This is a genomic window from Pseudomonas sp. TE3728, assembly GCF_056279145.1.
The window spans coordinates 2531985-2553668 of sequence record NZ_JBWBQT010000001.1 but is presented as its reverse complement, the minus strand read 5'-3'; the positions used below and the strand labels follow the sequence as shown (position 1 = coordinate 2553668).

The window sequence follows — 21684 nt, the reverse complement described above, 5'->3', positions numbered from 1 at the left end:
CCCAAGATCAAAAGATCGCAGCCTCGTTTCACTCGACAGCTCCTACAGAGGGAGCGGCGTGACCGCTCCCGCACTGCCTTAAGCGTAGCTTTCGATCGACGGGCAGGCGCAGACCAGGTTGCGATCGCCGAAGACGTTGTCGACGCGACCGACCGGTGGCCAGTACTTGCCTTCGATCAGCGACGCTACCGGGTACACCGCTTGCTCGCGGCTATACGGGTGAGTCCACTCACCGACGATTTCCGCGGCGGTGTGTGGCGCGTTTTTCAGCGGGTTGTCGTCCTTGTCCAGCGTGCCGTTTTCCACCGCGCGGATTTCTTCGCGGATGCGGATCATGGCGTCGCAGAAGCGGTCCAGTTCTTCCTTGGATTCGCTTTCGGTCGGTTCGATCATCAACGTGCCGGCCACCGGGAACGACATGGTCGGGGCGTGGAAGCCGAAGTCGATCAGGCGCTTGGCGACGTCATCGACGCTGATGCCGCTACTGTCTTTCAACGGACGCAGGTCGAGGATGCATTCATGCGCCACCAACCCGTTGCTGCCGGTGTACAGCACTGGGTAGTGCTCTTCGAGGCGACGGGAAATGTAGTTGGCGTTCAGGATCGCCAGTTGCGAAGCACGCTTGAGACCCGCGCCACCCATCATTCGAATGTACATCCAGGTGATCGGCAGAATGCTCGCGCTGCCGAACGGTGCCGCGCAGACCGCGCCTTCTTTGCGTTCCATCTGGGCGTGACCCGGCAGGAACGGCGTCAGGTGCGACTTGACGCCAATCGGGCCGACGCCCGGGCCGCCACCGCCGTGTGGGATGCAGAAGGTTTTGTGCAGGTTCAGGTGGGACACGTCGCCGCCGAACTTGCCCGGTGCGCAGAGGCCGACCATGGCGTTCATGTTGGCGCCGTCGATGTACACCTGGCCGCCGTTGTCGTGAATGATGCCGCAGATTTCGCGGATGCCTTCTTCGAACACGCCATGGGTGGACGGGTAGGTGATCATCAGCGCAGCGAGGTGTTCGCGGTGCTCGATGGCCTTGGCGCGCAGGTCTTCGATGTCGACGTTGCCGCGGGCATCGCACGCGGTCACGACCACACGCATGCCAGCCATGTTGGCGGTGGCCGGGTTGGTGCCGTGGGCGGACGATGGGATCAGGCAGATGTCGCGACGGTCTTCGCCACGGCTCTGGTGGTAGGCGCGGATCGCCAGCAGGCCAGCGTATTCACCTTGGGAACCGGCGTTCGGTTGCAAGGAGATCGAGTCGTAACCGGTGGCGGCGCAGAGCATCGCTTCCAGTTCATCGGTCAACTGCTGGTAGCCGGCGCTTTGCTCGGCCGGGGCGAAGGGGTGCAGGGCACCGAATTCAGCCCAGGTCACCGGGATCATTTCGCTGGCGGCGTTGAGTTTCATGGTGCAGGAACCCAGCGGGATCATGGTGCGATCCAGGGCCAGGTCCTTGTCGGCGAGCTTGCGCAGGTAGCGCATCAGCTCGGTTTCCGAGTGATAACGGTTGAACACCGGGTGGCTGAGGATCGGCGATTGGCGAACCAGCGCGGCCGGGAGGGTGCTTGCAACGCTCGCGGCGAGGGCGGCGAAATCTGGCAGCGCCTTGCCTTCAGACAGCACGCTCCACAGGGTTTCAACGTCAGCTTGCGACGTGGTTTCGTCCAGCGACAGGCCCAGACGTTCAGCATCGACGACGCGCAGGTTGATCTGCTGAGCACGCGCCTGGTCGTGCAGCTTGGCGGTGTTAACGCCGGTTTTAATTGTCAGCGTATCGAAGAAGTTGGCTTGCTCGACGCTCAGACCCAATGCGCTCAAGCCTTTGGCGAGGATCGCGGTCAGGTGATGAATGCGCTGGGCGATCTGCGTCAGGCCTTTCGGGCCGTGGTACACGGCGTACATGCTGGCGATGTTGGCCAGCAGAACCTGGGCGGTGCAGATGTTGCTGGTGGCTTTCTCGCGACGGATATGTTGCTCGCGGGTCTGCATGGCCAGGCGCAGGGCCGGCTTGCCGAAACGGTCCACGGAAACGCCGACCAGACGGCCTGGCATGTCGCGCTTGAACGCATCGCGGGTGGAGAAGTAGGCCGCGTGCGGACCACCGAAACCCAGCGGCACGCCGAAGCGTTGCGCGCTGCCGATGGCCACGTCGGCGCCGAATTCGCCTGGCGGAGTCAGCACGGTCAGGGCCAGCAGGTCAGCCGCGACGGCGACCAGCGCATTAGCAGCGTGGAAACGCTCGGTCAGTTCGCGGTAGTCGAACACATCACCGTTGCTGGCCGGGTATTGCAGCAAAGCACCGAAGAACGCGCTGACGTCGCTCAGTTCGCGCTCGTCGCCGACCACCACGTCGATGCCCAACGGCTCGGCACGGGTGCGCAGCACGTCGAGGGTTTGCGGGTGGCAATGCACCGAGGCGAAGAACGCATGGCTGCCTTTGTTCTTACTCAGGCGTTTGCAGAAGGTCATGGCTTCGGCAGCGGCGGTGGCTTCGTCGAGCAGGGAGGCGTTGGCGATCGGCAGGCCGGTGAGGTCGCTGATCAGGGTCTGGAAGTTCAGCAGCGCTTCGAGACGGCCTTGGGAAATTTCTGGCTGGTACGGAGTGTAAGCGGTGTACCAGGCCGGGTTTTCCAGCAGGTTGCGCAGGATCGGCGACGGCGTGTGAGTGCCGTAGTAGCCCTGACCGATGTAGGTCTTGAATAGCTGGTTTTTGCCGGCGATGGATTTGATCAGCGCCAGGGCATCCGCTTCACTCAGGCCGTCTTCCAGGCCGAGGACGCTGGTGCCTTTGATGCTCTCGGGAATGACGCTGGCGCTCAGGGCTTCCAGGGAGTCGAAACCGAGACTGTTGAGCATGGCTTGCTCATCACCTGCACGCGGGCCGATGTGGCGGGCGATGAATTCGTTGGCGGTGCTGAGGTTTACTTGAGTCATGTCGGCGCTCCTCAGGCTTGGGCGATCAGACGGTCGTAAGCGTCTTGATCCAGCAGTTGGCCGACAGCCGAGGCGTCGGTTGGCTTGAAGCGGAAGAACCAGCCTTCGCCCAGCGGATCTTCGTTGACCAGTTCAGGGCTGCTGTCCAGCGCCGGGTTCACTTCCAGCACTTCACCGTCGAGTGGCATATACACGCCGCTGGCGGCCTTTACCGATTCCACGGTGGCGGCTTCAGCGCCTTTGTCGTAGGACTGCAGCTCAGGCAGTTGTACGAAAACCACGTCGCCCAGGGCGTTCTGTGCGAAAGCGGTGATGCCGACTATGACGGTGCCGTCAGCTTCGGTGCGCAGCCATTCGTGATCTTCAGTAAAACGCAACTCGCTCATGGAAACTCCTAAGGGGGCCAGACTCGTCTGGTGGACGCGATTGAATGCTCGGCAATGCCGTACTTTATGGATGGTTACTAAGCAAAAACGCGGCCAATATTTTTTTGTTGTTAAATATCAATAAGTTATATGTTTTTTTGAGGCGCGGCGATTTGCGGGCTGTAGCGAAATCGCTACAGCGCAAGGCGGAGAAAAAAGTTTAAGAGGATCAAAGCCTTGCACAGCGGTGATTGAGAAGGGGTGTATCGATATCGTTCCGCTGTAGCGCTTTCAGTACAGATGGAGGTCGTTTTTGCACAGGTTAGAAACCCTTGAATTGGAATCCGACCTGTAGGAGCTGCCGAAGGCTGCGATCTTGTCCCAGGCACTACAAAGCTAAAGTCAAAAGATCGCAGCCTTTGGCAGCTCCTACAGGATGTATACCGAGCCTTTGTAGGAGCTGGCGAAGCCTGCGATCCTTTACTCACCAAAGCAGGATCAAAAGATCGCAGCCTTCGGCAGCTCCTACATGGGTAAGCGCACGGCCCGATACAAGGTAAGTGTACGGCCGAAGGCAAAGGAGCTTTCAGGGCTTATTGGGTATGCCGTACTTACGCAACCGATGGGCGATCGCGGTATGGGAGGTTTGCAGGCGGCTGGCCAGTTGGCGGGTCGAGGGGTAGCTGACGTAGAGCTTTTCCAGCAGGGTTTTCTCGAACTCTTCCATGGCCTGTTCGAGGCTGTCGACCTCGCTGTCGCTCTGGCGCGCCACGGAGGTGCCAGCGATGTCGAGGTCGCCGATGTCCACCAGGCTGCTTTCGCAAATCGCCGCGGCGCGGAAGATTACGTTCTGCAATTGCCGCACGTTCCCCGGCCAGCGATTGTCTAGCAGCGCCGGATAAGTGCCCGGCGCCAGGCGACAGACCGGGCGCTGGATCTGCGCGCAGGCCTGCTGCATGAAGTAGCGCGCCAGCAGCAGAATGTCCTGGCCCCGTTCGCGCAACGGCGGGACTTCGACATTCAGCACGTTGAGGCGATAAAACAGGTCTTCGCGGAAGGTACCTTCACTGACCATTTTTTCCAGATCGCGGTGAGTCGCGCTGAGGATCCGCACATTGACCTTCACTTCGCGATCGCCACCAACCCGTCGGAAGCTGCCGTCGTTGAGAAAGCGCAGCAGTTTCGCCTGCAAATACGGCGACATTTCACCGATCTCGTCGAGAAATACCGTGCCCTGGTTGGCCAGTTCCATCAGCCCCGGTTTGCCGCCCCGTTGCGCGCCGGTGAAGGCACCGGGGGCATAGCCGAACAGCTCGCTTTCGGCGAGGTTTTCTGGCAATGCCGCGCAGTTCAAGGCCAGGAACGGCGAACCGTGGCGGGCGCTGATGGCGTGGCAGGCGCGGGCCACCAGTTCTTTACCGGTGCCGGTTTCGCCCTGGATCAGCAACGGTGCATCGAGGGCTGCGACGCGCTGTGCGCGTGTCTTGAGTGTACGAATCGCCGGGGATTCGCCGAGCAGGGCATCGAAGCCTTCGGCGTGGTCGTGGTGCAGCGCCGAGAGGCGTTCACCGATGCGGTTCGGTTGGTACAGGGTCAGCAGTGCGCCGGCGTCGGTGATCGGCGTGGCGTCCAGCAGCAGGGTCTGACCGTTGACGGTGATCTCCCGCAGCGGCAGGCGGAAGCCGTTTTCCAGCAATGTGTCGAGCAGCGCCGGGTCGGCAAACAGCTCGCTGATGCTTTCATCCGCCGGTTCGCGGCCGTACAGGGCGATCAGCGCCGGGTTGGCCAGCAGCACCTTGCCAGCGCTGTCCAGAGCCAACACCGGGTCGGTCATGGCGGCGAGCAACGCATCGAGCTGCAAGTGACGGCGCTGGCCGGGAAGAATGTCGACCACCGTCACCGCTTGCACGCCGCGCACGCTGAACAGCGCATCGCGCAGTTCTTCGAGCACTGCCGGGCTCAAGGTCGGGGCGTCGATGTAAACATTGGGCGGGACCATTTCCACCGCATCCAGATTGAGATTGCGCCCACCGAGCAGGGCCAGGACTTCCTGGGTGATGCCGACGCGGTCGATGAAACTGACGTGGATACGCATGGGGCGGTTGGGTTCTGGAGTGCGAAGGGTGGCAAGTATGCCTTGGGGCGGGTCTTAGGTGAAATGTGCGTTCTAATTTGTAGGAGCGAGGCTTGCCCGCGAAGAGGCCATCAAGACCGCTAAAAGCTTCGCGGGCAAGCCTCGCTCCTACAGGTCGTGTGTTGCGGTCTTTTCAGTCGGTTTCCATAGCGAATGAAAGTCCGTCATCGCGAGCAGACTCGCTCCCACAAGGTGCGTGGGTTACTCGAAGTTCTCGAGGTTTACCGGGTCGCCGGATTTCATATCCAACTGCTTCCGGATGTCTTCAAACATTAAATCGTAATGCTTGTGAATCGAGCCGATCTGGCTGTGTGTCTTCGGGATTCCGTACTTCTCGGCGATTTTCGTCACATTGTTGGCGAAGTTGTAAGCCTCCTCCTTGGGCAGAAAGAAGGTCTCCGTCATGTCTTTTCCCTGCATGCTGCCGTGCATGGTGAACAGAATCCCTTTGCCTTTCTTGGGATCCTGCGAGACTTCATAGTCGAGGTGCACGTTGTAGTTGACATCATCCGGGGTCAGCGCGTGGCGCTCGATGTGCAGATGACCGGGCTCAAACGTTGCCATTGACGTCTCTCCTTACAAGTAAGTTATGCCAGGTGTCGCCGTACTGATACGCGTGCCGGCCTTGCCCTGGACGATCGCTTCGATGTCCGAGAGTGAACCGATCACCGCGGTTTTTCCAGTATGGCGGGCGAACTCGCAGGCCGCCTGGACCTTCGGTCCCATGGAGCCGGCGGCGAAGCCGAGTTTTTCCATCTCATCGGGGTGGGCCTGGGCGATGGCTTTCTGGGTGGGTTTGCCGAAGTCGATGAACGCCGCATTGACGTCGGTGGCGATCACCAACAGATCGCTTTCAAGCTGTTCGGCCAGCAGCGCCGAGCACAGGTCCTTGTCGATCACCGCTTCCACGCCCTGCAGTTTGCCGCTGGCGCCATACATCGTCGGGATGCCACCACCGCCCGCGCAGATCACGATGCTGCCTTTTTCCAGCAGCCACTTGATCGGACGGATTTCGAAGATGTGTTTAGGTTTCGGGCTGGCCACCACGCGGCGGAATTTGTCGCCGTCCGGCGCAATCGCCCAGCCTTTCTCGGCGGCGAGTTTTTCCGCTTCGGCCTTGGTATAGACCGGGCCGATGGGTTTGCTCGGGTGCTGGAACGCCGGATCGTTGGGGTCGACTTCGACCTGGGTCAGCAGGGTGGCGAACGGGACTTCGAAGTCCAGCAGGTTGCCCAGTTCCTGTTCGATGATGTAGCCGATCATGCCTTCGGTTTCGGCACCCAGCACGTCCAGCGGGTAAGCGGACACCTGCGTGTAGGCCGCCGCTTGCAGCGACAGCAGGCCGACCTGCGGACCATTGCCGTGGGCGATCACCAGTTGGTTGCCGGGATGGACCTTGGCGATCTGTTCGGTGGCGATCCGGATGTTGGTGCGCTGGTTGTCCGCGGTCATGGGTTCACCCCGGCGGAGCAGGGCGTTACCGCCCAGAGCAACGACGATACGCATAGTGCAGTCCTTTCAAGAGTTCGGTGATCCCCGTAGGAGCTGCCGAAGGCTGCGATCTTTTGATCTTGGTCTTTTGATCTTGATCCTTGCCTGGCCATTGAAGATCAACATCAAGATCAAAAGATCGCAGCCTTCGGCAGCTCCTACAGGGTCAGGTCATGAACAAGTGTTCAGCCTCAGATATCCGCCAGCGCCGACACCAGAATCGCCTTGATGGTGTGCATGCGGTTTTCCGCTTGCTCGAAGGCGATGTTGGCCGGCGACTCGAAGACGTCTTCCGTCACTTCGACGCCGTTGGCCAGGTGCGGATAGCGCGCGGCGATGTCTTTGCCGACCTTGGTTTCGCTGTTGTGGAACGCCGGCAGGCAGTGCATGAATTTCACGCGCGGGTTGCCCGAGGCCTTCATCATCTCGGCGTTGACCTGGTAGGGCAGCAGTTGCTCGATGCGCTCGTCCCACGCCTCCACCGGCTCGCCCATCGACACCCAGATGTCGGTGTGGATGAAGTCCACGTCCTTGACCGCTTCCTTCGGGTCTTCGGTGATGGTGATGCGCGCGCCGCTTTCCTCGGCGAAGGCCTTGCACTGATCGATGAAGTCCTGATGTGGCCACAGCGCTTTCGGCGCGGCGATGCGCACGTCCATGCCGAGTTTGGCGCCGATCATCAACAGCGAATTGCCCATGTTGTAGCGGGCATCGCCGAGGTAGGCGTAGCTGATGTCGTGCAGCGGCTTGTCGCTGTGTTCACGCATGGTCAGGGTGTCGGCGATCATTTGCGTCGGGTGGAATTCAGCGGTCAAACCGTTGAACACCGGCACACCGGCGAATTTCGCCAGCTCTTCGACAATTTCCTGTTCGAAGCCGCGGTACTCGATGGCGTCGAACATCCGCCCCAGCACGCGGGCGGTGTCTTTCATGCTTTCCTTGTGGCCGATCTGCGACGACACCGGGTCGATGTAGGTGACGTGGGCGCCCTGGTCATGGGCCGCGACTTCGAAGGCGCAACGGGTGCGGGTCGAGGTTTTTTCGAAGATCAGCGCGATGTTTTTGCCTTGCAGGTGCGGACGCTCGGTGCCGGTGTATTTGGCGCGCTTGAGGTCACGGGACAGGTCCAGCAGGTAATTGAGCTCGCGAGTGGTGTGGTGCATCAAACTCAGCAGGCTGCGGTTGCGCATATTGAAAGCCATGATTGGATCTCCTTGGGTATCGGTTATCCCCCAGGCCGCGCTGGATAAGCGGCGGCCAGGGTTTGAGAGTTAATAGTCGATAGGGTCACGGATGATCGGGCAGGTCATGCAGTGGCCGCCGCCACGCCCGCGACCGAGTTCGCCGGCGCTGATGGTGATGACCTCCACACCGGCCTTGCGCAGCAGGGTGTTGGTGTAGGTGTTGCGGTCGTAACCGATCACCACCCCGGGTTCCACGGCCACCACGTTGTTGCCGTCGTCCCATTGCTCGCGTTCGGCGGCGAAGGCGTTGCCGCCGGTTTCCACCACGCGCAGTGCTTTGAGGTTGAGGGCCTTGGCCACGGTGTCGAGGAAGCTGGTTTCTTCGCGGCGAACGTCGACGCCGCCCGGTTTGCTTTCGTCAGGGCGCACACTGAAGGCGACGATCTGGCTCACCACTTCCGGGAAAATGGTCACAAGGTCGCGGTCGCAGAAGCTGAACACGGTGTCCAGGTGCATCGCGGCGCGGGACTTCGGCAGGCCGGCGACTATCACCCGCTCGACGGCTTTGTTCTTGAACAGGTTGACCGCCAATTGGCCGATGGCCTGGCGGGATGAACGCTCGCCCATGCCGATCAGCACCACGCCGTTGCCGATCGGCATCACGTCGCCGCCCTCAAGGGTGGCGCTGCCATGGTCCTGATCCGGGTCGCCGTACCAGATCTGGAAGTCGGCGTTGGTGAACTGCGGATGGAATTTGTAGATGGCGGTGGTCAGCAGGGTTTCCTGACGGCGCGCCGGCCAGTACATCGGGTTGAGCGTCACGCCGCCGTAGATCCAGCAGGTGGTATCGCGGGTGAACTGGGTGTTGGGCAGCGGCGGCAGAATGAAGCTGGAGTGACCGAGAAATTCGCGGAACATCTGGATGGTCTTGCCGCCAAAGCTGTCCGGCAGGTCATCGGCCGAAACACCGCCAATCAGAAACTCGGCGATCTTGCGCGGCTCCAGGCTGCGTAGCCAGGAAGCGGTTTCATTGACCAGACCCAGGCCCACCGAATTGGCGGTGATCTTGCGCTCCAGGATCCAGTCCAGCGCTTCAGGAATTGCAACGATGTCGGTCAGCAGGTTGTGCATTTCCAGCACGTCGACGTTGCGCTCGCGCATTTTGGTGACGAAGTCGAAATGGTCACGCTTGGCTTGAGCCACCCACAGCACATCGTCGAAAAGCAGTTCATCGCAGTTGTTCGGGGTCAGCCGCTGGTGGGCCAGGCCGGGGGAGCAAACCATGACTTTACGCAGTTTGCCGGCTTCGGAATGGACGCCGTACTTAACTTTTTCGGTGGTCATTACAGTGTTCCTCCAGATGACAAATGGGTCAGGTGTTACAGGGTCAGGAAGCCGTCATACAGCCCGTAAGCCGCCACCAGGGCGCCCACGACGACCGCTGCGAAAATCAGCTTCTCGACGTTGGTGAAAACCGGTTTGTTGACTTCAAGCTTGGCCTTGGCGAACAGGATCGCGCCGGGCGCATAGAGCAGGGCGGAGAGCAGCAGGTATTTGACGCCGCCGGCATAGATCAGCCAGACCGCGTAGGTCAACGCGATGGTGCCGATGAACAGGTCTTTCCTGCGCTCGGCCGCAGCGTTTTCATAACTCTCGCCGCGCACCGCCAACAGCAGCGCGTACGCCGCCGACCACAGGTACGGCACCAGAATCATCGACGTGGCGAGGTAGATCAGCGACAGGTAAGTGCTGGCCGAGAACAGCGTGATGATCAGGAACAACTGGACCATGGCGTTGGTCAGCCACAGCGCATTGACCGGCACATGGTTGGCGTTTTCGCGGCGCAAAAAGGCCGGCATGGTGTGGTCCTTGGCGGCGGCGAACATAATCTCCGCACACAGCAGCACCCACGACAACAGCGCACCCAGCAACGAGATGATCAGGCCGACGCTGATCAGCACCGCCCCCCAATGACCGACCACATGCTCCAGCACCGCGGCCATGGACGGGTTCTGCAGTTTCGCCAATTCCGGTTGAGTCATGATGCCCAGCGACAGCACGTTCACCAGCACCAGGAACAGCAGCACGGTGATGAAACCGATAACGGTGGCTTTACCCACGTCGCTGCGTTTTTCTGCACGGGCCGAGAAGATGCTCGCGCCTTCGATGCCGATGAACACCCAGACGGTGACCAGCATCATCTTGCGCACCTGGTTCATCACGCTGCCCAGGTCCGGGTTTTTCAGACCCCAGATGTCGGCGGTGAAGATCTCCAGCTTGAAGGCGAAAATCGCGATCAGGACAAACAGCAGCAGAGGCACGACCTTGGCGACGGTGGTCACCAAGTTGATGAACGCCGCTTCCTTGATGCCCCGCAACACGAGGAAATGTACGCCCCAGAGCAGCACAGACGCGCCGATCACGGCAGCAACCGTGTTGCCTTCGCCGAAGATCGGAAAGAAGTAACCGAGGGTGCTGAACAACAGAACGAAGTAACCAACGTTACCCAGCCAGGCACTGATCCAGTAACCCCAAGCGGACGAGAAACCCATGTAGTCGCCGAAACCGGCCTTGGCGTAGGCGTAAACACCGCCGTCAAGATCTGGCTTGCGATTGGCCAGGGTCTGGAACACGAAGGCTAGAGTCAACATACCGACGGCGGTAATTGCCCAACCGATAAGAACGGCCCCGACGTCGGCACTGGCGGCCATGTTCTGAGGCAGCGAGAAAATCCCGCCACCGATCATCGAGCCGACCACCAGCGCAACCAGAGCGCCAAGTTTCAGTTTTCCGGGGGATTCAGACATGCATGACTCCAGTGCAGGAGAAAGAGAGAAAACAGATTAATTCGTTTGCTTTTCAATCATCTGACTTGGATCAATGCATGATCACATTCCATTGTTAATTAACGACTTATGTAATTTTTATAGGCGTAAGGTTATTGCCGGAAGAGCTCTTTCCAGAGGCCTCGGCTGACGATTGGAGAAATAAAGCGCATCGATTGAAGTTTAGACGCTAGTTTGTTTTTATGTTTTGGCAAGTGATGAATTCTGATTTTGGAGTGAGATGGATTTATTAGAACATACAGACAAAACTGCGATTTCGAGTCAGCGCGTTAGCGTGATCAGCTATAAGTAAAAGACAGAGATTGGCGTTAATTGATAAACGTTATTGCGCTTTATCTATTTAGTTAAAAACAACAATGTGACGGTCTCGCGGTGATAGTCGGCGGGGTAATGGAGGTGCCCGAATGTCGCAACCGACGCAAAAGCTTCGCCTGAGTGCGCTGATCGCTTTGGTGGTGGGATCGATGATTGGCGGTGGAATTTTTTCCTTACCGCAAAACATGGCGGCGCGTGCCGATGCCGGGGCGATATTGATTGGTTGGGCGATTACTGCTGTGGGCATGCTGACCCTGGCTTTCGTCTTTCAGACCCTGGCCAATCGCAAGCCGGAACTGGACTCCGGGGTGTACGCCTACGCCAAGGCAGGTTTCGGCGATTACATGGGTTTCTCGTCGGCCTGGGGATACTGGATCAGTGCCTGGCTGGGCAACGTCGGTTATTTCGTCTTGCTGTTCAGCACCCTCGGTTATTTCTTTCCGGCCTTTGGCCAGGGCAACACACCCATCGCCATCGGCTGCGCGTCGGTGCTGCTGTGGGCGGTGCATTTTCTGGTGCTGCGCGGAATCAAGGAAGCGGCGTTCATCAATCAACTGACCACCGTGGCCAAGATCGTACCGCTGATCATGTTCATCGTCATTGCCGCTGTGGCCTTCAAGGCAGACATCTTCACCCGAGACATCTGGGGTCGCAGCAATCCGAATTTCGGCGGCGTGATGGACCAGGTGCGCAACATGATGCTGGTCACCGTGTTCGTCTTCATCGGCATCGAAGGCGCCAGCGTGTATTCGGCGAGGGCGCAGAAACGTTCGGACGTGGGCCGGGCGACGGTCATCGGTTTTGTCGGTGTGTTGGCGCTGCTGGTGCTGGTGAACGTGTTGTCGCTCGGCATCATGAGCCAACCGCAATTGGCCACCTTGCAGAACCCGTCGCTGGCGGCGGTGCTGGAACATATCGTCGGCCCTTGGGGCGCGCTGCTGATCAGCATCGGCCTGGCTATTTCACTATTGGGAGCTTTGCTGTCCTGGGCGTTGCTATGCGCCGAAATCCTCTTCGCCACCGCGAAAGACAAGACGATGCCTGCCTTCCTGAAAAAAGAGAACGCCAACCATGTGCCGGTCAACGCACTGTGGCTCACCAACGTGATGATCCAGATTTTTCTGCTGATCACGCTGTTTTCCGCCGGTACTTACACCAGCCTGATCTACCTCGCCTCGTCGATGATTCTGGTGCCGTATCTGTGGTCGGCGGCGTATGCGGTGTTGTTGAGCGGGCGAGGAGAAACCTATGAGCATGCTTCGGCCGAGCGCACGAAAGACTTGCTGATCGGTGGCATTGCCCTGTGTTACGCGGTCTGGTTGTTATATGCCGGCGGCGTGAAATACCTGCTGCTCTCGGCATTGTTGTATGCACCGGGGGTGATTCTGTTTGCCCAGGCCAAGCGGGAGCAGGGCAAACCGCTGTTTACGTCGGTGGAGAAGGGGATTTTCAGCTGTGTGGTTGCCGGGGCGGGGTTGGCGGCCTATGGGTTGTACAGCGGATTGTTGTCGTTGTGAGGTTATTGCTGGCGTATCAACCACCTTATGACTGGTCGGCGATGCTGTTTCTGGTTGTGGATACGGGCCGAGGCTTGGCGGCCTGTCGAGAACATACAGCTCAGGTGCTTTGGAAATCGTTGAGCCGACCAGACTGAATACAGTTCCAGCAATTGTGTTGAGTGTTTCGGGCCCTATCGCGAGCAGGCTCGCTCCCACAGTTGACCGAGTCGTACTGGAGAAATGTGATCACCTGTGGGAGCGAGCCTGCTCGCGATAGCTATTTGAGGGTCACCACCACTGCGCGCGATGGGAACCCAATTCCCCGGCCGGCAGCGCCCACTGCAGCGGCGTTCCGGTGATTTTCAGCGGAACCTTCAACCGATGGGCCGGCCCCCAAGGTGTCTGCTCAATCAACAGCCCTTGATCGTTGTCATCCTCCGCCCGCAACGGCTCATCGGTCCCTGCACCATGTTCAATCAGCAACTTGGCGGTCCGCGCCAACGACAACCTGGCCGACCCGCCACGTCCCAATAACGTGATCGCCGCCGCTGCCATCAAATACCCGGTGGTGTGATCAAGCGCCTGCACCGGCAGCGGCGTCGGCTGGTTCGCTTTCTTCCACTGCATCCCCGCTTCGGCAATCCCGCTGCTCATCTGTACCAAACTGTCGAACCCTCGACGGTTCTGCCAAGGGCCGCTCCAACCGTAGGCGTTGAGGCACACATCAATCAGGCCAGGCGCCAGTTGTTGACGCTCGGCGGCGCCGTAACCCAACCTTTCCAATGCATCGGCGCGGTAGCCGTGGAGCAGGATATCGGCGTCCTTGAGCAGGCTTTCGAACACCGCGCGATCAGTCTTGTCGTGCAGATCCAGGCGCGCACAGCGTTTGCCCAAGGTGACTTCCGGTACCACGCCCGGTTCGTTCCAGGTCGGTGGGTCGATGCGCAAAACATCGGCGCCGAGGCCGGCGAGAAAACGGCTGGCGATGGGGCCGGCCAACACGCGGGTCAAATCCAGCACCTTGATGCCCGCCAGCGGTTGCGCCACCGAACCCCGCCACGGCTTTGCATTTTCGCCGCTGTCGGCGCTGAACTGAATCAACGGCTCGGCATTCACCGCCAAACCTTGGGGATGCGCTTGCCATCGCGACCAGCTGCGCATTTCGGCCGCGCAACCACCAGCATCGACTACGGCCTGTTCCAGATCGCTTTTCGCCCATTGCGCAACCTTGCTCGCCATCGCGGCGCGGTCGGCACAGGCGCCGAGCACGCTTTCAGCGGCGGCACGGTGATGAGGCGCGTTGGTGTGTAAACGAACCCAGCCGTCCTTGGTCGCATAGTCACCGGCAACCGGGTCCCATAACGGTGGAACGCTCCAGCCCACGGGGCGGATCGACGTTGCGAACCAGAACGACGCAAGGCGCCGGTCGACTTCAAGAGTAGGCAAACGGCCGGTGTGTTGTTGCAGCCATTCACTGACAGCCTGACCGGCAGCGGCAATGCTGGCGCAGGCAAGGTCGGTGACGGCAAATGCCGAGGGCAGGGCGCCGCTTGAGGTGAACGGGATGGGTGTGTGGGGCAAGCCGAGTGCGGCTTGAATGGACGTGAGTAAATCAGTCATCGAAGGCCCTCCGGAGCGAGAGCCCGAGCATAGATCAAAAAACTGGCGGGTCGGATGAAATCCTGTGGGAGCGAGCTTGCTCGCGATAGCGGTCTTTCAGTCGACATCATGGTGAATGTCAGTCCGTCATCGCGAGCAGGCTCGCTCTCACAGGGGATTTGTGTCAGGAGGGTATCGAGAGTGATTCCGGGCGCTTTACCCGCGCCCTAGCAAATAGGTCGCGTAATCCGGAATGCGGTGTTCGTGAGCCTGATCCATCAACGGGCTGCTGAGCAGGTAATCGGCGCTGCACTCATTGCAGGCCACCGGGATGTTCCACACCGCCGCGACCCGCAGCAGCGCTTTGATGTCCGGGTCGTGGGGTTGCGGTTCGAACGGGTCCCAGAAGAACACCAGCATATCGACTCGCTGCTCGGCGATTCGCGCGCCCAGTTGTTGGTCGCCGCCCAGCGGACCGCTGATCATGCTTTCCACCGGCAGGTCGAGGCGTTGTTGTAACAACAACCCCGTCGTGCCGGTGGCGACCAGTTCATGCTGTGCGAGTTTGTCTTTCTGCCGCTCGGCCCAGTCCAGCAAAAATACCTTGCAGTGGTCGTGGGCAACCAGGGCGATACGCTTGCGCGCCGCCAGGGTTTTTTGCGTAAAGCTGATACCGATCATCGCTTGCTTCTCCTGACGAGAATGCGCCTGGGACGACGCATTTTTCGGCGTTTTCACATACCTGTAGGAGCTGCCGAAGGCTGCGATCTTTTGATCCTGATTTTCAGCGATCCAGAGAAGATCAAGATCAAAAGATCGCAGCCTTCGGCAGCTCCTACGGGGGCCGCGTCGACGTAGCTGTTTATTCTGCGTTGCAGAGCGCCAGGCAGTTATCGAGCATGCGGTTGGAGAAGCCCCATTCGTTGTCGTACCAGGCCAGCACTTTAAGCAGCTTGCCGCTGGACTTGGTGTGGTTGGCGTCGAAGATCGACGACAGCGGGTTGTGGTTGAAGTCGCTGGAAACCAGCGGCAGGGTGTTGTAACCGAGAATCTTCGAGTGCTGGCTGGCGTGTTTGAGCATCGCGTTGACTTCATCGGCCGACGCTTCACGCTTGAGCTGCACGGTCAGGTCCACCAGCGACACGTTGATCACTGGAACCCGCACCGCCATGCCGGTGAGTTTGCCCGCCAGTTCCGGCAGCACCAGGCCCACCGCTTCAGCGGCGCCGGTCTTGCTCGGGATCATGTTCTGGGTGGCGGAACGGGCGCGGTACGGGTCGGTGTGGTAGACGTCGGTCAGGTTCTGGTCGTTGGTATAAGCATGGATGGTGGTCATCAGACCGCTTTCGATGCCCAGCTCGCGGTGCAGCACCTGGGCCACCGGGGCCAGGCAGTTGGTGGTGCACGAGGCGTTGGAAATGATCTGGTGCGATTGGCGCAGAATGTCGTGGTTAACCCCATAAACCACGGTGGCGTCGGCGCCTTTGGCCGGGGCCGAGATAATCACTTTGCGCGCGCCGGCCGTAATATGCGCGGCGGCTTTGGCACGGTCGGTGAACAGACCGGTGCATTCGAACACGACGTCGACCTTTTCCGCGGCCCAGGGCAGTTCGGCCGGGTTGCGAATGGCACTGACCGAAATACGGTCGCCATTGACGGTCAGGCTTTCCTGATCGTGTTGGACATCGGCATCGAATGTGCCGTGAACGGTGTCGTACTTGAGCAGATGAGCATTCATCGAGCTGTCGCCCAGGTCGTTGATCGCTACGATCTGCAGATCCTGACGATAGCCTTGGGTATACAGTGCGCGCAGGACATTACGGCCGATACGGCCAAAACCATTGATTGCAATTCGAAGAGTCATTTACAGCGCCGCCGTCGTTTTGTTGTTGGAATTACAAGATTATTCGCAAAAAAATAGAAAACAAGCCTTTTTAGTGGCAATATTTTGTTTTATCTACAACGAGTGACCTGAATCAACTGGTCCGAATGATCAAGAAAACCGTCTGTCACCCCGATCACAGCGGTACTTGGTCAGCATAGACAATCAGGTCGCCACATCCGTTAGCCTGGAGTTCTACACATGCATCCCCGCGTCCTTGAGGTCACCGAACGGCTTATCGCCCGCAGCCGCACCACGCGTGAGGCTTACCTTGCATTGATCCGCGGCGCCGCCAGCGATGGCCCGATGCGCGGCAAGCTGCAATGCGCCAACTTCGCCCATGGCGTAGCCGGGTGTGGCAGCGACGACAAGCACAGCCTGCGGATGATGAACTCCGCCAACATCGCCATCGTTTCGTCTTATAACGACATGCTCTCGGCGCACCAGCCGTACGAAGTCTTTCCTGAACAGATCAAAAAAGCCCTGCGCGAAATCGGCTCCGTCGGCCAGTTCGCCGGTGGCACCCCCGCGATGTGCGATGGCGTGACCCAGGGCGAACCGGGCATGGAACTGAGCCTGCCGAGCCGCGAAGTGATCGCGTTGTCCACCGCTGTGGCGCTGTCCCACAACATGTTCGACGGCGCGCTGATGCTCGGCATCTGCGACAAGATCGTGCCGGGCCTGATGATGGGCGCGTTGCGTTTCGGTCATCTGCCGACGATTTTCGTGCCGGGCGGGCCGATGGTGTCGGGCATCTCCAACAAGCAGAAAGCCGATGTGCGTCAGCGCTACGCCGAAGGCAAGGCGACGCGCGAAGAGCTGCTGGAATCGGAGATGAAGTCCTATCACAGCCCTGGCACCTGCACTTTCTACGGCACCGCCAACACTAACCAGTTGCTGATGGAAGTCATGGGCCTGCACTTGCCGGGCGCCTCTTTCGTCAACCCGAACACCCCGTTGCGCGATGCCCTGACCCGCGAAGCGGCGCACCAGGTCACCCGCTTGACCAAGCAGAACGGCGACTTCATGCCGATCGGCGAAATCGTCGACGAGCGTTCACTGGTCAACTCCATCGTGGCCCTGCACGCCACGGGCGGCTCGACCAACCACACCCTGCACATGCCGGCCATCGCCATGGCCGCGGGCATCCAGTTGACCTGGCAGGACATGGCCGACCTCTCCGAGGTGGTGCCGACCCTGAGCCACGTGTACCCGAACGGCAAAGCCGACATCAACCACTTCCAGGCGGCGGGCGGTATGTCGTTCCTGATCCGTGAACTGCTGGAAGCCGGCCTGCTTCACGAAAATGTCAACACCGTGCTCGGTCACGGCCTGAGCCGCTACACCATGGAACCGTTCCTCGAAAACGGCGAACTGGTCTGGCGCGAAGGCCCGATCGAAAGCCTCGACGAAAACATCCTGCGTCCGGTCGCTCGCGCATTCTCGGCAGAGGGTGGCTTGCGGGTGATGGAAGGCAACCTTGGCCGTGGCGTGATGAAGGTCTCGGCAGTCGCGCTGGAAAACCAGGTCGTCGAAGCGCCAGCCATGGTGTTCCAGGACCAACAGGACCTGGCCGATGCGTTCAAGGCCGGTTTGCTGGAGAAGGATTTTGTCGCGGTGATGCGCTTCCAGGGGCCGCGTTCCAACGGTATGCCGGAACTGCACAAGATGACGCCGTTCCTCGGCGTGTTGCAGGATCGCGGCTTCAAAGTCGCGTTGGTGACTGACGGGCGTATGTCCGGCGCCTCGGGGAAAATCCCGGCGGCGATCCACGTCAGCCCCGAAGCTTATGTGGGTGGCGCTTTGGCGCGGGTGCAAGAGGGCGATATCATCCGCGTCGATGGCGTCAAAGGCACCCTGGAGCTTAAGGTGGACGCCGAAGAATTCGCAGCGCGCGAACCTGCCAAGGGTCTGTTGGGCAACAACATTGGCAGCGGTCGCGAACTGTTTGGTTTCATGCGCATGGCCTTCAGCTCCGCAGAGCAAGGCGCCAGCGCCTTTACTTCTGCCCTGGAGACGCTTAATTGAAACTGGCTCTGGTCGGTGACATCGGTGGCACCAACGCACGTTTCGCGTTGTGGAAAAACCAGCAGCTGGAATCGGTCCAGGTGCTGGCGACGGCAGACCACGCCAGCCCGGAAGAGGCCATTGCGCTCTACCTGAGCGGCCTCGGTCTGGCGCCGGGTTCGATCGGTTCGGTGTGCCTGTCGGTGGCAGGCCCCGTGAGCGGCGATGAATTCAAATTCACCAACAATCACTGGCGGCTCAGCCGCAAGGGTTTCTGCAAGACTTTGCAGGTGGATCAACTGCTGCTGGTCAACGATTTCTCGGCGATGGCCCTGGGCATGACCCGCTTGCAACCGGGTGAATTTCGGGTGGTCTGCGAAGGCACGCCGGAACCGTTGCGGCCGGCGGTGGTGATCGGCCCGGGCACTGGCCTGGGCGTGGGCACCTTGCTCGACCTGGGCGAAGGTCGTTTTGCCCCGCTGCCGGGGGAGGGCGGTCACGTCGACCTGCCGCTGAGCAGCCCGCGAGAAACCCAACTGTGGCAACAGATCTTCAATGAGATCGGCCATGTCAGCGCTGAAACGGCGTTGAGCGGCAGTGGTTTGCCGCGGGTCTACCGGGCGATCTGCGCGGTGGACGGACATGAACCGGTGCTCGACACGCCGGAAGCGATCACAAAGGCCGGGCTGGCGGGCGATCCGATTGCCCTGGAAGTGCTCGAGCAGTTCTGCTGCTGGCTCGGTCGCGTGGCCGGCAACAACGTCCTGACTACCGGGGCGCGCGGTGGTGTATACATCGTTGGCGGCGTGATTCCACGGTTTGCCGATTTCTTCGTAAAAAGCGGTTTCGCCCGCTGCTTCGCCGACAAGGGCTGCATGAGCGATTACTTCAAAGGCATTCCGGTGTGGCTGGTGACGGCGCCGTATTCCGGCCTGATGGGCGCGGGTGTGGCGCTGGAGCAATCCATTCCAGCCTGAAATGCAATCCAGTGTGGGAGCGAGCCTGCTCGCGATGACGGAGTGTCAGTCAACAAGTATGTTGAATGTGATGGCCCCATCGCGAGCAGGCTCGCTCCCACAATTGGTTCTGCGGTGTTTGTAGATTTCTTGCTTAAGGCATAATCCAACCAATTCAAACAACAAGGATGCCGCCCCGTGAGCTCAGTCAACAAGTCGATTTTGTTGGTCGATGACGATCAAGAGATACGCGAGTTGCTGGACACCTACCTGACCCGCGCCGGTTTCCAGGTCCGTACCACGCCCGACGGTGCAGGCTTTCGTCAGGCCTTGAACGAGGCACCGAGCGATCTGGTGATTCTCGACGTGATGCTGCCGGACGAAGACGGGTTCAGCCTCTGTCGCTGGATTCGCCAGCACCCGCGTCAGGCCCATGTGCCGATCATCATGCTCACCGCCAGCTCCGACGAGGCCGACCGCGTCATCGGCCTGGAACTGGGCGCAGACGACTACCTCGGCAAACCCTTCAGCCCGCGTGAATTGCAGGCGCGCATCAAAGCCTTGTTGCGCCGCGCGCAGTTCGGTCAGGAGCGTTCCGGCAGTGAAGTGCTGGCCTTCGATGACTGGCGGCTGGACATGGTCAGCCATCGGCTGTTCCATATCGACGGCGAGGAAGTGATTCTCTCGGGCGCCGATTTCGCGCTGCTGAAACTGTTCCTCGATCATCCTCAGGAAATCCTCGACCGCGACACCATCGGCAACGCCACCCGTGGCCGTGACCTGATGCCGCTCGATCGCATCGTCGACATGGCGGTCAGCCGTTTGCGCCAGCGCCTGCGCGATACCGAAAAACCGCCGCGGCTGATCCGTACCGTGCGCGGCAGTGGCTACCAACTGGCAGCCAACGTGGTTGCCAGCAATGGCCACTGAGTTCCTGCGCAAGCTCGCCGGGCGGGTGCCGGTGCCGCGCTCGCTGCTCGGGCGCATGTTGCTGCTGACCCTGCTGGCGGTGCTGTTCGCACAGGCGTTGTCGAGCGTCATCTGGGTCTCGCAATTGCGCGCCACGCAGCTTGAAGGTTTGGTCACCAGTGCCCGTAGCCTGGCCCATTCCATGACAGCCAGCGTCAGTTATTTCCGCTCGTTGCCGGTGGCATTTCGGCCGCTGGTGCTCGATCAGTTACGCAGCATGGGCGGCACTCGATTCGTGGTGACCCTCAACGACAAACCACTGGGCATGGAAGTGCTGCCGATCACCCCGCGCAAAGCAGCGGTGCTCAAAGCGGTGGACGAAGTGCTGCGCCAGTCGTTGGGCCAGGACACCGATATCTCGGTGACCTTCGTCAGCCCCGAAGACCTGCGGATTTTCAATGGTGGCTTGAAGCTCGATGAGTTGCCGCGCTCCTGGGCGCATTACGCGTTGACCCTGGAGCCGGTGAACCCGCCGGTACTGGTCACGCAAATCCAGATGGCACCGGGGGAATGGCTGTACATCGCCTCACTGTTGCCCGAGCCCTACACCAGTCTTGAAGAACAAGGCCTGCCGGCGCAGCAGGTCTGGTTCATCGTACTCACCAGCGGGTTCTTGCTGCTGTTCATCGGCCTACTGGTGCACTGGCAGAGCCGTCCGCTCAAACGTCTGGCCCGTGCGGCCAGGGACATGTCGTTGGGCGCGGAAGTCGAACCGGTGGCCGAGTACGGCGGCAGTGAAGTGGTGGAAGTGGGTCGCGCCTTCAATGCGATGCGCGAACGTATCAGCCGTTACCTGACTGAACGCAGCCAATTGTTCAGCGCGATTTCCCATGACTTGCGCACGCCGATTACCCGGCTGCGATTGCGGGTGGAATTGCTTGAAGACGAAAAACTGCAAGCCAAGTTCGGCCGTGATCTGGATGAGCTGGAGTTGCTGGTAAAGGGCGCGTTGCAATGCGTGAAAGACACCGACATCCACGAGAACATCGAGCCGGTGGACCTCAACCATGTGCTCGACTGCCTGGTGGAACCGTATCTGGCGCCCAACGGTAATGGTCGCGTGACTCAGCATGGCCGGGCGTTGGCGCCGTATCCCGGCAAGCCATTGGCGCTCAAGCGTTGCATCGGCAACCTGATCGACAACGCCTTGAAATATGGGCAGAACGCGCATCTGCACATCGATGACGATGAGAGCGCGTTTGTCCTGCATGTCGACGATGAAGGGCCGGGCGTGCCGGAGCAGCGGCTGGAGCAGGTGTTCGAACCGCACTTCCGCTTGGCCGGGCAGCAGCAGGGTTATGGCCTGGGGCTGGGGATTGCGCGCAACATTGCCCATAGCCATGGCGGTGAAGTCAGCCTGCAAAACCTGCGTGAAGGCGGGTTGCGGGTGACGTTGCAGTTGCCGCGATCTGTCGATTGAGAAGATCAAAAGATCGCAGCCTTCGGCAGCTCCTACAGAATTTGTGTCCGCCCGATATTCACGGGGGTACGCGATTCCTCTGTAGG

General features: G+C 60.2%; 16 protein-coding genes. 5 read left to right on the top strand and 11 right to left on the bottom strand.

Annotation, left to right across the window (positions count from 1 at the left end):
• Positions 1-78: 78 nt before the first annotated feature.
• From gcvP to arcD (ACZ89R_RS10875), 8 genes are all read right to left on the bottom strand, one after another.
• Positions 79-2931, bottom strand: coding sequence for an aminomethyl-transferring glycine dehydrogenase (gene gcvP, locus ACZ89R_RS10910; RefSeq protein WP_429545799.1), 2853 nt, complete (start codon positions 2929-2931; stop codon positions 79-81).
• Between the two features lie 11 nt (positions 2932-2942).
• The gene (gene gcvH, locus ACZ89R_RS10905; RefSeq protein ID WP_429545800.1) at positions 2943-3317 is read right to left on the bottom strand and encodes a glycine cleavage system protein GcvH; all 375 of its coding nucleotides are present in this window, start codon (positions 3315-3317) and stop codon (positions 2943-2945) included.
• Positions 3318-3882: 565 nt separating this feature from the next.
• The gene (locus ACZ89R_RS10900; protein WP_429545801.1) at positions 3883-5391 is read right to left on the bottom strand and encodes a sigma-54-dependent transcriptional regulator; all 1509 of its coding nucleotides are present in this window, start codon (positions 5389-5391) and stop codon (positions 3883-3885) included.
• Positions 5392-5631: 240 nt separating this feature from the next.
• A complete protein-coding gene (locus ACZ89R_RS10895) occupies positions 5632-5994 on the bottom strand; it encodes a DUF5064 family protein (protein WP_429545802.1) in 363 nt (120 codons plus the stop codon).
• Positions 5995-6006: 12 nt separating this feature from the next.
• On the bottom strand, positions 6007-6936 hold the full coding sequence (gene arcC / locus ACZ89R_RS10890) for a carbamate kinase (protein ID WP_429545803.1): 930 nt from the start codon (positions 6934-6936) through the stop codon (positions 6007-6009).
• A 176-nt stretch (positions 6937-7112) separates the two neighbouring features.
• Positions 7113-8123, bottom strand: a complete 1011-nt coding sequence (locus ACZ89R_RS10885; RefSeq protein WP_007903335.1) for an ornithine carbamoyltransferase — start codon at positions 8121-8123, stop codon at positions 7113-7115.
• A 69-nt stretch (positions 8124-8192) separates the two neighbouring features.
• Positions 8193-9449: an arginine deiminase gene (gene arcA / locus ACZ89R_RS10880; protein ID WP_123495475.1), complete on the bottom strand. Its 1257-nt coding sequence runs from the start codon at positions 9447-9449 to the stop codon at positions 8193-8195.
• A 35-nt stretch (positions 9450-9484) separates the two neighbouring features.
• Complete coding sequence (arcD, locus tag ACZ89R_RS10875; RefSeq protein ID WP_429545804.1) at positions 9485-10912, bottom strand: arginine-ornithine antiporter; 1428 nt, start codon at positions 10910-10912, stop codon at positions 9485-9487.
• A gap of 443 nt (positions 10913-11355) precedes the next feature.
• On the opposite strand from arcD (ACZ89R_RS10875), the gene arcD (ACZ89R_RS10870) reads away from it, so the two are divergent.
• Positions 11356-12783, top strand: coding sequence for an arginine-ornithine antiporter (gene arcD, locus ACZ89R_RS10870; RefSeq protein WP_429545805.1), 1428 nt, complete (start codon positions 11356-11358; stop codon positions 12781-12783).
• Positions 12784-13053: 270 nt separating this feature from the next.
• Here arcD (ACZ89R_RS10870) and ACZ89R_RS10865 read toward each other — a convergent pair whose 3' ends face one another.
• The 3 genes from ACZ89R_RS10865 to gap all read right to left on the bottom strand — a co-directional run bounded on the left by ACZ89R_RS10865 (position 13054) and on the right by gap (position 16228).
• Positions 13054-14385, bottom strand: a complete 1332-nt coding sequence (locus ACZ89R_RS10865; protein WP_429545806.1) for a CoA transferase — start codon at positions 14383-14385, stop codon at positions 13054-13056.
• Positions 14386-14580: 195 nt separating this feature from the next.
• Positions 14581-15045 carry a methylglyoxal synthase gene (locus ACZ89R_RS10860; protein WP_007903352.1) on the bottom strand — a complete coding sequence of 155 codons (465 nt, stop codon included), beginning with the start codon at positions 15043-15045 and terminating at the stop codon, positions 14581-14583.
• Positions 15046-15226: 181 nt separating this feature from the next.
• Positions 15227-16228: a type I glyceraldehyde-3-phosphate dehydrogenase gene (gene gap / locus ACZ89R_RS10855; protein WP_048395661.1), complete on the bottom strand. Its 1002-nt coding sequence runs from the start codon at positions 16226-16228 to the stop codon at positions 15227-15229.
• A 219-nt stretch (positions 16229-16447) separates the two neighbouring features.
• On the opposite strand from gap, the gene edd reads away from it, so the two are divergent.
• From edd to ACZ89R_RS10835, 4 genes are all read left to right on the top strand, one after another.
• A complete protein-coding gene (edd, locus tag ACZ89R_RS10850) occupies positions 16448-18274 on the top strand; it encodes a phosphogluconate dehydratase (RefSeq protein ID WP_429384453.1) in 1827 nt (608 codons plus the stop codon).
• On the top strand, positions 18271-19230 hold the full coding sequence (locus tag ACZ89R_RS10845; RefSeq protein WP_429545807.1) for a glucokinase: 960 nt from the start codon (positions 18271-18273) through the stop codon (positions 19228-19230). The genes edd and ACZ89R_RS10845 overlap by 4 nt, the downstream gene beginning before the upstream one ends.
• 177 nt (positions 19231-19407) lie before the next feature.
• Positions 19408-20139: a response regulator gene (locus ACZ89R_RS10840; RefSeq protein WP_008006907.1), complete on the top strand. Its 732-nt coding sequence runs from the start codon at positions 19408-19410 to the stop codon at positions 20137-20139.
• 31 nt (positions 20140-20170) lie between these two features.
• Positions 20171-21598: an ATP-binding protein gene (locus tag ACZ89R_RS10835; RefSeq protein WP_429547867.1), complete on the top strand. Its 1428-nt coding sequence runs from the start codon at positions 20171-20173 to the stop codon at positions 21596-21598.
• The last annotated feature ends 86 nt before the right edge of the window (positions 21599-21684 follow it).